Raw genomic sequence first — 13,382 nt, 5'->3', positions numbered from 1 at the left:
CAGGTCATTATTTGATCGCCTGGCCAACGGCCACAGAATAAACATTCCAGGCAGAGGAACTTTCGCACTGCATCATGGCGCCCCAGGTGGACTTGTCCTCGCCGCACAGCGCCTCGATCTGTTCATAGGTCACCTGTGCGATTTTGCCGTCCGCCACATCCGCGCCGTCGTTGCCCACGCGCATCCAGCCGGCCGCCGCCCAGGGCATGACCAGCCACATGTTGCCGTCTTCAGAATCATAGGAGATGGTCACAACGCTGCCGGGCACCAGGGCGTCGATGATTTCCTGCGGCATTTCCAGGCCGTCCTGCGCCCAGGCGTCGGCGGACTTGGTGAAGCCGGGGAATTCCACCAGGTTGGTCAGGCCGAAGAATTCCGCTTTCTGGCCCACACGGACGCCGTAAACCTCCCAGGGAGAGGAGCCTTCGCACTGCATCATGGCACCCCAGGTGGACTTGTCCTCGCCGCAGAGCGCAGCAATCTCTTCATAGGTGATATAAGCCTTGCCGCCCATCTTCGCTGCGGTTCCCTGGGATACGCGCATCCAGCCGGCAGTTGCCCAAGGCATCACCAGCCAGATATCTCCGTCCTCGGAGCTGTAGGTGATCTCCACCACAGAACCGGGCACCAGCGCGTCGATGATTTCCTGCGGCATTTCCAGGCCGTCCTGCGCCCAGGCGTCGGCGGACTTGGTGAAGCCGGGGAATTCCACCGCGTTCTTCAGCACGATGCGGTTCGCCCGCTGGCCCACGCGCACAGCGAAGACTTCCCAGTCGGAAGCACTTTCGCACTGCATCATGGCACCCCAGGTAGATTTGTCCTCGCCGCAGAGCGCTTCGATCATCTCATAGGGAATCTGGGCGATGGTCTTGCTGTTGTTGATGGCAGCCGTTCCCTGGCCCACGCGCATCCAGCCGGCGGTTGCCCAGGGCATGACAATCCACATGGAACCGTCCGCGCTGGCATATTCCACTTCCACCACGGAACCGGGCACCAGGGCGTCAATGATTTCCTGCGGCATTTCCAGACCGTCCTGCGCCCAGGCGCCGGCGGACTTGTGGAAATCCGGGAACTCAACAGCGTTCGTCAGGGCTACGAGGTTGCTCAGATCCCGCTCGGAAGCTTCCGCCACATAGACCGCGGCGGGATCCAGCGCGATGGCGTTTCCTTCCGCGTCCAGGAACCGGATGTTGTCCAGGTAGAAGGTGGCGGGTTCGCCGCCGGCCTGGTCCTCACGGGAGATCATGACATAATTGCCCGCACCGGCAACAAACGGCGCCTTGAAAGCAATCTTTACATTGCGCGGATTCTTCTTCTCCATATAGACAGACCAGTCGGCCTTGTTCTCATCCGCGTTTTCGCCGGTGTAGCTGTACACCACGCCGGAAACCGCGTAGAACTTGCCGTCCGCGGCCTTGTCAACACCGATATCAAAGGAGACACCGGCAACATCCGCCAGCTTTTCGCCGGCCAGGCCCTCCAGATTCAGGGCCACATAGGGGATCCCCTGAGCGGCGACGCGCAGCGCCTTGGAACCGTTGTAATCCACAACTTCCAGGGACGCGGCGGCATCCGCGTTCGGTTTGACGGCGGAGACGCCGAGGAAGGCAAACACGCCGTCCTCAAAGTCAAGCACGTTCACCGGATCGGCGGACGCCCAGGAGCACATACCGATTGCCATCACGGCAACCAGCAACCAGGAAATGATTTTCTTCACGGGACTTTCCTCCTTTTATTTTTTACCCGATCCCGGGTAATTAACAAATCAGCGCGGGCTCAGCCCACAATGCCGGAGCGTTCCACGCCCTCGATAAACCGCCGCTGGAGCACCAGGTAGATGACCACAACGGGAACCAGCACCAGCACCACGCCGGCGTCAAAATAGAGCTGCTGCTCCCGGATGGTGAGCACCTTCTCCGCGTTGGCGATGACGTTGATGAGGGACTCCAGCTTCCGGGTGACGAGGATGGAATCGGAAATGTTGAAGGTGTTGGCAAAAAAGGAATCGTTATACTGCCAGACGATGGAGAACACCGCGACCGTGATGACCGCCGGCGCCGCATTCGGCATCATGATGGTGAAATAGGTGCGCGCGGTGCCCGCGCCGTCCACCAGGGCGGCCTCCTCAATCTCCTTGGGCAGGCCGCGGAAAAACTGATTGAAAATATAGATATACAGGCCGGAGCGGAGACCGCAGCCGAAGACGGACATGACCATCGTTGGCCAGGCGGTCTGGAGCAGGTTGATCGGCTTGCCGCCGTTGAAGAGCCCCACAAGGCCCAGGGGATTGAAGAACCGGAAGGTTGTATAAAGCGGGAACTGGATCGTGTTCAGCGGGATCACGATCATGACCAGCACAAAGCCGAACAGCAGCCCCTTCAGCGGGAACCGGTAACGGGCAAAGCCGTAACCGACCATGGAGCAGATGAGCAGCTGGATCAGGGTGATGCCGAACACATACAGGATGGTATTGCCGAGGATCGGCAGGTAATCCAGGTATTTGATCGCCATGGTGTAGCGCTCCAGCGTTGGGCTGATGGGAATGGTGAAGACCATGGGATTGATGGAATCCTGACGGGAAAAGAAGGAGTTGGCGATGATATTGATCACCGGCGCCAGGATGACATAGCTGATGCCCACAATGACGATCAGCCGGAAGATGCCCAGCACCAGGTTCTTCATGCCGGTGAGGGTTTTATCCCGCCGGTTGGCATAGGCGGGAGAATTCCGGAAGCCCTGCCAGGTGATTTTTCCGCTTTGCGCGGCGTTGCCGGTGTGCATGTTCTTTCTCCCTCCCCGTCAGTTGTAATAGAAGGTGCGCCGGTTGAGCAGGTAGACGATAAGCCCCAGGATGAGGATGGTTATCAGCGTGGAGACCACGGAGAACGCGGAGGACAGGCCGTAGTTATACAGCTCCTTGTAGGTGCGTGTTGCCAGCTTGATCACTTCCCCGGAGGAAAACCGGTCCACCACGGTATAGATCGTGTTGGTGATAATGTGCGGCATGACCATGGGGAAGGTGACCTTCCAGAAGGACTCATAGCCCGTGGCCCCTTCGATCCGGGCTACCTCGTAGAGGGAGCCGGGAATGGACTGGAGCGCCGCGATGAACAGGATGATCTGCACGCCCGAACCCTTGATGATGGACGAAATCCGGTTGACCGCGTCCACAATGTAGCCGAGGACGGACTGCGGAATGGCCAGGTCGCCGAAAAGATCCATGTAATAAGCCACGGAGACGGTACCCGCCTGGGCGGTTTCCAGACTTGCGGAGGAAACGCCGGCGTTCACCAGCTCCGTTGCCCGGGTGATGGCGGAACCCACCGCGTCCGCGCTGAGGATGATGGGCAGGAAGAAGATGGCGCGCACCAGCGCCCGGCCTTTGAACCGCCGGTTCAGGAGCATGGCCACAAACAGGCTGAAGAAAATGATCATCGGCAGGTCGATCAGCATATCGATCACGGAGGAGGCCAGCGTCTGCTTGAAGGTGGCGTGGCTGGTGAAGGCCTCAATATAATTGCCGAAACCGATGTATTCCTTCGTCATTCCCGCAGCGGCGTCCAGGCCGATGCGGGACAGGCTGAACTCTCCCAGCTGCACCAGGCATCCGGCGTAGAACACCAGGAAGCCGATCAGCCAGGGGAGAATGAACCAGAGCCCGCGCACGGCGTTCTTCTGCTCATAGGAAAGATGAAAAATACGATTCTTTCTGCGGATGCCAGTCATTCTTTATCTCCTCCGACCGCCAGGTAATCCATTGCCGGGATCCGGTATCCGTCCGCCGCGGCCTCCCGCTCCCCGCTGTTCACATACAGCACGGTGCCGTTGGAATAGGTCACGCGGGCCAGCGTATCGCTGAGCCGGTCATGGCGGAGCATCTCCGCGCCGCTCACCCGGGACAGGGCGCCGTTCACAAAGCGGTAGCTTTCCGCCGCTTCCTCCTTCCAGGAGGAGAAGGTGGTCGCGTAATTGTTGTTGAGCCCGGTGTACTTCATATCCGCCGCGTCCTTCCAGGTGAACGTGTAATGCGTGGACGCGCCGTATTCAATGAGGTGAAGCAGGGTTGCCCGCCGGTTCTCGCTCTGCATCAGGTTCAGGGGGGATCCGCAGTAATCCGCCGATCCGTGGAGGATCAGCTCCCACAACGGGATCTGCTCATCCACAATGGCAAACATCGTCGCTTCCACCGGCGCGTTGATCACATGCCGGACGTAGGGGAAACTGTAATCATTGCCGCCGGACACCATGAGCTCCCGCTCCCCGGCGCCGATGACGCTGAAGGCGTGCTTCACCAGGTCCAGGTCAGCCTCCCGGCTGATGACGTTTGTGCGGCGCTTGTCCGCGTGGACCTCATTGCCCAGGTCCCGCAGGGAGAGCGCGTCCAGGCCCAGCCGGTCCGCCGAGGCCGCCAGCTGTGCCGCGTACCGGGGCAGGAACCGGGGAGACAGCAGCATATAGCCCCGCTCCGCAAAGCCCAGGGTGGCCATGCGCCGCATGGACACGGGATTGACCACGCCCAGCTCGGCCGCGTAGCCCTTGGCGTAATACCGGCTGGCCTCCTCGCTGCGCATGAAGCCCTTCGCAATCTCCGTGACCAGCTGCAGCGCCGCATCCGGATAGATCCGGTCCCCGTTCTCCGCCGCCGAAAGGCGCAGCCGCTTGAGACCCTTTTCCCCGCCCAGCTCGTTCAGCACGGACACATGGCTGACCGGATCGTGATAATAGCCGCCGTTCATCCAGCCCTGCAGGTTGACCCGCAGGTTGCCGACCTGTTCCCCGCGCAGGCTGGACATCATTTCCTCCGCCTGGGCGAAGGTGGTCATGGGCATCACCCGGAGGTACTGCACGCCCATCCAGTGCGCGGTTTCCCGCACGCCGCCGAGGATATCGCAGTAGAAGGGAATATCGCCGGAGGTTTCGGCTTTCAGCTTCAGGTTTCCGGACGAGAGCAGGGATTCCCGCACGGCCTTTGCCAGGCCGTTGTAGCCGGTATAATCCCCGTCCAGGATCCTGTAGGTCACGGCGCAGTCCACCGGATAGGCGTCCTGTTCCGCGACGATGGCCTCCTCGCCGGCCACGATGAGGGTGTCCGTCCTTCTCAGGCTGAAGGTGAAATAGGCATAATTGTAACTGTTGTTCCGGCCCGCCACGTCCGCCGTGACGGAGGCCAGGGTCGCGCCCCTGCCGCAGGAGGCCAGGAGGCTGTAATCCTCCCGGCAGATGCCGAAGAGTGCCAGCCGGGCCGACTGCATATTCTGGGTTGCGGTGAAATCACTGTCGATCAGGTCCAGGTCATAGATTGCCTGGTTATACTGGGGCGCGGTGTTCTTGCCGTTGTTGAAATTGATCAGGGCGCCGCTTCCGTCCGGCACCACGATGCCGCCGGTCTCCGCCGTTCCGGCCGCGCCGAAGAAGGGCAGCAGCTGGATGGAGCGGATCTTTCCGCCGCCGGCTTCCATGATCTCCGCGTGGGGGATCGTGACGGTGAGTCCCTCCGGCGTGAGCGTGTAATCCAGGGCGATGACAAAGGAAGTGCTCTCCGCGGCTTCCGCGGCCTCTTCCTCCGCCAGCGCCTCCATCTCCGCATAATCCTCCATGGTGAAGCCGGCCTTCCGCGCGTCCGCGTCAATCTGCTGGCGGTTGCGCGCCGTGACGCCCTGGGACTTGAGCACATACAGGCCGCTCTCCTCATCCAGGACATAGGATTTGGCCGCCTGCTTCCTGCCGGCGTTCGACAGGACCTCAAACCATTCCGCGGTCATCTGGCGCGGCACCAGCATCAGCTTCTCATTGGACAGGGTATAGACCGCCCGGAAGCCGTTCTCCAGCCGGAGGTATTCAATCTGCCCGTTCTCCACGCACTTGGCGTAGGAGCTCCAGGGCGTACCCTCGCGGGAGTTTGTATCCAGGTAATTGAGGATAAACTGGCTCCGCAGGTTGCCCTGGTTCAGCCCGGAGCGGGCCACCGGATCCTCCGCCGCGTCCTGCGGGTTGGAATAGACCACGCGTCCGCTTTTCCGGTCCCGCAGGGCGACCTCCGCGGTCTTTTCATTCAGGTACAAGGCCAGGTTGTCATTCTGCGATGCCAGGGCGAAGCCGGGCACGCTGTTTTCCGGATCCTTCTGGGTCTTCAGGGCCGCGGCTTCCATTTTCTCCGCGGGCTGCTGCACATAGAGCCGGTATTCGTCATACCCCCGGTAATGAATCAGGTACCAGCCCAGGAACACCCCCGCGCCAATGACCACCAGCGCCGCGAGGATCCACAGCGCGCGCCGGACCGCGGTCGGGAGGGGCAGCCTGTTTTTCTCACTCATTCTGCTTTCCCTCCTTACACACGGAAAACCAGTTCCATATAGATGCCCCGGAAGAACGAATACACCTGGGTGATAAAGTTGATTACCAGGAGCCCGAGGAAAATGATGATCAGCATGGAGATCACGGTGAGGAACAGCGTGACCAGCGTTTTGCCGAAGGTGTAGTTATGCACCTGCATGATCCCGATGAGCAGCATGACCACCGTGTAGGCGGTGCCCAGTCCCAGGAGGAGGGTATAGAACGCCTCCTCGTTCTCCGCCACCAGGTGGGAAACCACGGTTGCCGCCGCGGTGGTGACCAGCATGGGAAACAGCGCGTAGCCCACCGCGATGAGGATATCCCTGAACCTTCCCTCGCCCTCCATCAGGCAGGTGACGGACCAGTTGCCCACGCAGAGAATGAAATACAGCAGGATGACCCCGGCCAGTTCCGCCGGGAGGTTCACCGTGCGGGGTTCAATATCGTTGACAATAAAGCTGGAGGAAATCCGGTTCATGGAAAAGGCAACGCCGTACAGGATCACCATGAGGAAGGCGATCCACAGGCTGCCCTTTTCCTGGTGCCGGATCCAGTAATATCCGTCCGCCGGATGGCTGACTGTATGGAAGAAATGCTGCCATTTGGCCTTCATTGTCCCCCGGTTCATGACAGGTTCCTCCTCTTTGCCTTTTTGCGTATTGCCGGCCGCACTGCTTTCACCCAGAGCACCGCCAGCGCGGCCGCCGCGACCACGCCGGAAAGAATGAAGCTGATATTGTTCCGCAGCCGCTCATTCCTCCACCGCTTGAAAGCGACGGAATAATACTCCCGGTTCATGCCCCGCCGCAGGTAGGTCATGGCGTTTGCGTTATCCTCCGCGGACAGGTAAGCCTTGCCGATGCCGGTGTTGGCCAGCTCGTTGATTTCATCCAGCCGCAGCACCTCCTGCCACAGCGGAACCGCCTGGGTTTCATCCCCGTCAAACCGCAGGGCCACCGCCCGGTTGATCAGCGAGCCGTATTCCGTCTGCGCGAAAACGGTCAGGTTCCCCTGCTGGGAATCCAGCACAAGCAGGCGGCTGCCCAGCTGCTCAATGGCCGTGGGCGTGAGGAAGGTGCCCGCCTGGGAGCCGATGCCGCCGAAAATATACAGCAGGTTGCCTTCATGGTCATAGGTAAAGATCCGGCCCCGGCGGCTGTCCAGCAGGGAGTAGGTGCCGTGGCCGCGGTACACCACGTCCACAATCTGGCTCGGGCCGGCATAATTGCCGACGGAACCGAAGACCCGGTCCCCGCCCAGGTTGCCGTGGGGTCCTTTGCGGATCACGTCCTCCCCCTTCGGGTTCAGCCGGCGGACTGCCTGCAGGCCGTCCGTATCCTTGCTGGAGGCGTAGACAAAGCCCTCGTCATCCACATCGATGCCGGTGAACTCCGTGGGGATAAACAGCTGCTGTTTGCCCCGCTCTTCCTTGGTGGCCAGCTTCCGCCAGAACTTTTCCCAGAGGGAGATCTTCACGCTGATGGTGCCGAAAAAGCCGGTGAAATCGCCTGCCTCGCTGAAAACCATGATGCCCTGGAACATGTTCTGGGCGATCACATAGACGCGATCCGCATAGTCCACGGACACCCGCAGGGGCGTGAACACATACCCCTCGTCCAGCACCTCGCTCCGGGGGTTCTGCACATATTTGACAAAGGTTCCGTCCGGATCCAGCACCACGATGCGGCGGTTCAGGCTGTCCGCAATGTACAGCTGATACTTTTCGGAGATTGCCACGCCGCTGGGGGCGTTGAACGCCTGGGCGGCGCCCTCCGCCTCAAAGCCGGTGATGATCCGCCTGACCGTCTTCAGGTCGTCCGCCAGGACCACAATCCGGTTGTTGCCGGTATCCGCGATATACACATCCCCGTCCGGCGAAACGCACAGGTCCTGGGGATTGCGGAAGACGCCGATCGGCGCGCCTTCAAACCGCAGCGTGGCGCCGCTGACCAGCCCGTCCGGCACATAGGGGGCCGGGGTGTAAAGGATGTTGTTCCAGTGGTCATAGTTGTAGCAGTCATAGGGCAGGGAATCCGCCGCCAAAGCGTTCCCGAAGGCCAAGCAGGCCAGAAGCACCAGGCACAGGATGGATTTCAGTTGCTTCATGCTCCGCCTCCTCAGTCCTTCATGCCGGAGGTCGTCATGGTCTCCATGATCGAGCTCTGGCAGATCAGGAAAAAGATGATCGGGACCGCCGCGATCAGGAAAGTGACCGCCGCCCCGGCGCCCGCACGGCTCACCCCGCCGGAGGTAATCTGCTGCAGGGCATACTGCAGGGGCTTCAGCTCCTCGGAGCGGAGGAACATGCTGCCCGTGTTCGCCCACATCTGCTGGAACTGGAAAATGGCCAGCGTCAGCCAGGCCGGTTTCACATTCGGCATGACGATGCGCCAGAAAATCTGCCATTCATTGGCGCCCTGCAGACGAGCGCTTTCCATCAGGGAATCCGGCAGCTGCTCCATAAACTGCTTCATCAGGTACAGGCCCATGCCGAAGGACCAGGCGGGCAGCACCAGCGCGGCATAGGTGTTGTTGATGCCGAGCCAGGAAATGATCAGGTACTGCGGGATCTGCGTCACGGTCCAGGAAAACATCATGGACAGCACAACCACGGAAAACAGGATCTTTTTGCCGGGGAAATGATTCTTGGCCAGGGGATAGGCCGCCATGGAGGCGATGATCACATGGCCGGTCATGCCGCCCAGGGTGATGATGATGGTATTCAGCACATACCGGGAGAAGGGCACCCAGCTTTCATTCAGCAGGACGTAAAGATCTGTGAAATTGTTCAGCGTGGGGTTCCGCACAAAGATCCGCGGCGGATACTGGTACAGTTCGTCCAGGGGTTTCACCGCGTTGTTGAGGATCATAACCAGCGGCAGCACCATAAACACGCCGCAGATGCCCATGAGAATAAACAGCGCCGCGTTGCCGGCGGTGGACCGGTTCAGCTTTTTCTTTCCGGATTTCCGCTTCATTTTCCGGTGGATTTTTGCCAGCCGCTTCTGCCGCAGGATCTCCTCCTGCTCCGCGGTCAGTTCCACAGGATTCCTGTGCAGCCAGGAAGGCAGCAACCGGCTGTTTTTCGCCTTTTCCATACCGGTTATTCACCTACCCTTCTGAGAATCCGCTGCACCAGTTTGTTGGTTCCGACCATGAGCAGGAACAGGATGGTCGCGATGGCCGAGGCATAGCCCATGTCCAGGCGGGTGGAACCGTAATCCAGCAGGTGCGTGACGATGGTCGCGCCGGAATAATTGACCGAGGGATTGCCGGCCAGGGCGATGGAAATATCCGCCACCGCGAAGGACTGGGTGATCTGCATCACCGCGCCGAACATCAGCTGGGGTTTCATGGCCGGCAGGGTCACAAACCACAGCTCCTGCCACCGGTTTTTGACGCCGTCGATTGCCGCCGCCTCATAGAGACCCTTGTCCACCGTCTGCAGGCCCGCGATAAAGGACAGGAAGCCAGTGCCCAGGGACAGCCACAGCTGGACGACGATCAGCACCGGCATGACAAACTTTTCGGTCTGCATCCAGAGGACCGGCTCATTCAGGAAGCCCATCCGCAGCAGGACGCCGTTCAGGTATCCGTAACGGTCGCCGGTGAGGATCAGGTTCCAGATCATATACGCGTTGCCGCAGATGGACGGGGCGTAGAAAACCAGCGTCAGGAACGCCCGCACCCGGGGCCTGAACTCATTGATGATCCAGGCAAAGAGCAGGCACAGGATGTAGCTGACCGGCCCGGTGATCACCGCAAAGAGCAGGGTGTTGCGCAGGGAGATGATGAAAATATCATCCTCCAGCAGCAGCTTGATATAGTTGGCCCAGCCGACCCAGCGGGGCGGCTCCAGCATGTTGAAATAATTGAACGAAAGGTAAACAGACATCAGCACGGGCAGCACCGTGAAAAGGAAAAACAGGATGAAATACGGCGCCATCAGCAGGTAGGATGCCTTGTTGATCCGGACCTGGTGCCACAGGGTATCCTTCCGCGGCACGATCCGTTCTTTCCGGATTGCCATGCTCATCTCACTTTCCCTCCCCTGCGTTCGCGACAGGCAGTCCGAATTCTGTCCGTTTATAGGTAATCTCCGCGTTGATGTAAAAAATCTTGTCCATCAGTTCCTCACGGGGCGTGTTGCCGTTCTCGCTGCGGCCGCTGCTGGCGCTGCCCGTGGTGACCGCGTAGAACGCGTTGTTCACATTGCGCCAGGTGTAATAGCCGCCGGGTACCTGGGGAATGCCCTTCACGTGGCTGAACTGCCTGGCCAGCTCCCGGTAATCCCGGATGGGCCAGCTCAGCCCCGCCAGGGCTTCCAGGTTCGCGGTTGCCACCCGCGCGGAGGCGCCCATCAGCGATTCCATCTCCCGGCCGTACAGAGTCTGGATCTCCGCGCTGGTCCACCACTTGAGGAAGCTCCAGCAGGCTTCCGGCTCTTTGGTGGCGCTCATGATGATATCCGCCAGGCCGGAGCAGCCGGTTGTCGTATCCAGCGTTCCGTCCTCCCGCAGGGTGCCGGGCACATGGGTAAAATCCCACAGGCCCTTGATATCCGGGGCGGATACCTGCAGGTTGTTGTAGGTTGTGTAATCCGTGATGATGATCGGGCACTCGCCCGTGCGGAAGCGCTCCTCCGCCGAGGTGGCCATATCCAGCTTGTAATCCGTATAGAAATCGCAGTAGCGGCGGAAAACGTTGACCGCGATATCGCTGTCCAGCGCGGAGGCATCGCCGTTCTCCGTGTAGTATTCCCCGCCGGCCTGGAACAGCAGCATGGCGAAGGTCTGCTCCCCGGGCAGCATGCCGAACTCCATCTGGTTCTTGCTCAGCACGCTCATGGCCACCTTCACGTCGTCCCAGGTTTCCGGGACGGCCAGGCCGATTTCAGCCAGGATATCCTTGCGGTAGAACATCATGGGGAAGGTCTGCGTATCCGGCAGCGCGTAGGAGGCGCCGTTGAAGGAGAAGGGCACCAGGGCGCTGGTGGCGAACCGCTTCGCTACCTCCTCAAAGTCCTCAAACTGCGTCAGGTCCATCACAGCGTTCCGCAGGCCGTAGTTCACCGGGGTATCGTTGCCGGTGTTCATCACCGCGCCGGCGATACCCGTGGTGTTCGCCACCTGGATGGCCACGTCCGGCCCCTGGCCGGAGAGGGTGGCGCGGAGCAGCGTGTTCATATCCACCAGCTGGACGTTCACGTTGATCCCGGTCTGCGGGGTGAAATGTTCGTCGATCAGGGCCTTGATCACGTTGGCCTGGTCCCGTCCCGTGCCGACCCAGAGGGTGATGACCCGGGAATCATCGGACTTCTCGGCCACGTTGCCGATCTGGTTATAGTTGATGGTGAAGGAGCTGTAGAGCCGGGAAGCCTCAAAGCCGGCGCCGGCAAGGAAATCCCTGCCGCCGATTTCCGGCCGGACGTCCGCGGTGTGGACAAAAATCCGGTCAATCTGCAGCGGCTGGCCCAGCACCTGGGTGATCCAGTTGCCGCAGGCGCGCACGTTCGTCTTGTAGGAGGAGAGCACCTCCGTAAAGCGCTCCTGGTCCCGGATCAGCTCCGTGAGCTGGTCGTCCATGGTTTTCAGGACGGTCAGCTTATCGCTGCGGTGGCCCGCCGTCTCTTCCAGCGCGCCGATCGCGGTCTGCAGGTCCGCCCTGACCTTCCGCAGCTGCGCCTCCAGACCGGGCAGGCTTCTTTCAATCTGGTAATCCCGGTATGGGTCCGGCGAAACGCCAGTGATATACAGCACCTGCCGGTAAATGCCGTTGAGCTGCAGCACGCAGTCCTGCACCTGGCGGATGACGGCCGCCATGCCGCCCAGCACCACCTCCATCCGCAGGGTATGCTCCCCCGCGGAAAGGTGGATCAGGTAAGGCTCATCCTGTTCCCCGGAGAGGGTCTCCAGGCGCCAGTCCTGGGTATAGGGGAAGGTCGCCGCCTGGAACTCGGCAAACGGAACCTCGCCGTCAATATAGATTTTGCGGTACACGTCCGTGCCGCGGATAAAATTCTGCTTATCGTACAGGGAAATGGCGTAGTTCCCTTCCTCCGCCACCGTGAAGCGCCACTCAATCCACTGGCCGGCGCTCTTCCACGCGTTGCCGCCGATGCTGTTGTTCAGCAGGTAGCGTGGACTGGAAGGGGAAACGGAACGGGAGGACTGATCCTGCACCGGATACAGCATCTGGGAGGAGGTCCTGGAGGCCGCTTCCGCCTCGATCCGGATGATCTGTCCGGCGGCGCCGGATTCCCCTTCCGGTTTCCGGTAGGGCTGCGCGTCCGCTCCCGCCCGGAAGCGGAGGCGCCGGATCAGCATCGGCTCCCGCAGGGACAAGACCGAGAGCGTATGCGGACCGCGGGGCAGGAAAACCTTCAGGCTTTCGCTGATGTAGCCGTTTGAATCATGCAGGAGGGAGGTCATCCACTCCGGCGCTTCGGCGGGAGAGGGCTTCAGCTCATTGCCCTGATTGTCCCGGAGCCACCGGATTTCCTCCGCCCCGTCCTCCGCCGTAAAGCGGCTGACGTCCGGGTGAAGGTCATTCCGCCAGACCCGTGAAAAGTTCACCAGCGCCAGCTCCCGGTAAGGGAGCGCACCGTCCACAAAAAAGGCCCGCTGGATTTCCGCATTCCGGCCCGGCCACGGATAGTATTCCACCTCCAGGTCGTACCAGCCGGATTCCTCCGCTTCAAAAGCCCACTCGATGACTGCTTCCTCGCCCGTGAGGACCGAAACGCCCTCCCGGCCTTCCGCCTGCTCCATGAAAACAGGCGCGTTCTTGCCGTCTTCCTCCTCGTAGCGGACGGCGTCAGACGCCTCCAGCACGATCTCCTTTTCCGGCCCGGCCGTCATTTCATGTTCCGCGCAGTAATCCGCATAGGAAGGAACAGCCGGATTGATGGAATAAGTGCTCACCTGTTCTTCATATTCACTTATGCCAAAGCCGGCGGCAGCCTGCGCGGCGCCCGCCGCCAGCGCCAGCAGCAGGGCCAGCACCAATCCAGTCCACTTTCTCACTTGTTTATTCCTCCGGTCCATCCG

General features: G+C 60.8%; 9 protein-coding genes. All 9 read right to left on the bottom strand.

Translation table 11 applies throughout. The features are described 5' to 3' along the window. Positions 1 to 7 precede the first annotated feature (7 nt). From JYE49_RS13805 to JYE49_RS13765, 9 genes are read right to left on the bottom strand one after another with little or no spacing between them, the layout of a single operon-like run. Positions 8 to 1,717: a hypothetical protein gene (locus tag JYE49_RS13805; RefSeq protein ID WP_093957696.1), complete on the bottom strand. Its 1,710-nt coding sequence runs from the start codon at positions 1,715 to 1,717 to the stop codon at positions 8 to 10. A gap of 59 nt (positions 1,718 to 1,776) precedes the next feature. Beyond that, the gene (locus JYE49_RS13800) at positions 1,777 to 2,781 is read right to left on the bottom strand and encodes a carbohydrate ABC transporter permease (RefSeq protein WP_093957697.1); all 1,005 of its coding nucleotides are present in this window, start codon (positions 2,779 to 2,781) and stop codon (positions 1,777 to 1,779) included. Between the two features lie 18 nt (positions 2,782 to 2,799). Next, entirely contained in the window at positions 2,800 to 3,726 is a 927-nt protein-coding gene (locus JYE49_RS13795; protein ID WP_283399411.1) for a carbohydrate ABC transporter permease, read from the bottom strand. Beyond that, positions 3,723 to 6,314: a DUF5696 domain-containing protein gene (locus JYE49_RS13790; RefSeq protein WP_093957698.1), complete on the bottom strand. Its 2,592-nt coding sequence runs from the start codon at positions 6,312 to 6,314 to the stop codon at positions 3,723 to 3,725. Before JYE49_RS13790 ends, JYE49_RS13795 begins: the two co-directional genes overlap by 4 nt. Before the next feature lie 14 nt (positions 6,315 to 6,328). After that, positions 6,329 to 6,961: a Yip1 family protein gene (locus JYE49_RS13785; RefSeq protein ID WP_283399412.1), complete on the bottom strand. Its 633-nt coding sequence runs from the start codon at positions 6,959 to 6,961 to the stop codon at positions 6,329 to 6,331. Continuing rightward, on the bottom strand, positions 6,958 to 8,439 hold the full coding sequence (locus tag JYE49_RS13780) for an NHL repeat-containing protein (protein WP_093957699.1): 1,482 nt from the start codon (positions 8,437 to 8,439) through the stop codon (positions 6,958 to 6,960). Before JYE49_RS13780 ends, JYE49_RS13785 begins: the two co-directional genes overlap by 4 nt. Positions 8,440 to 8,450: 11 nt before the next feature. After that, a complete protein-coding gene (locus JYE49_RS13775) occupies positions 8,451 to 9,431 on the bottom strand; it encodes a carbohydrate ABC transporter permease (RefSeq protein ID WP_093957700.1) in 981 nt (326 codons plus the stop codon). A 5-nt stretch (positions 9,432 to 9,436) separates the two neighbouring features. Then, a complete protein-coding gene (locus JYE49_RS13770) occupies positions 9,437 to 10,369 on the bottom strand; it encodes a carbohydrate ABC transporter permease (RefSeq protein ID WP_346763118.1) in 933 nt (310 codons plus the stop codon). A 1-nt stretch (position 10,370) separates the two neighbouring features. Next, entirely contained in the window at positions 10,371 to 13,358 is a 2,988-nt protein-coding gene (locus JYE49_RS13765) for an extracellular solute-binding protein (protein WP_283399413.1), read from the bottom strand. Positions 13,359 to 13,382: the final 24 nt, after the last annotated feature.

It is taken from the genome of Aristaeella hokkaidonensis, assembly GCF_018128945.1.
Taxonomy (GTDB): Bacteria; Bacillota; Clostridia; order Christensenellales; family Aristaeellaceae; genus Aristaeella; species Aristaeella hokkaidonensis.
The sequence above is the reverse complement of the archived record's forward strand: the minus strand, read 5'-3'. Positions and strand labels throughout refer to the sequence as shown.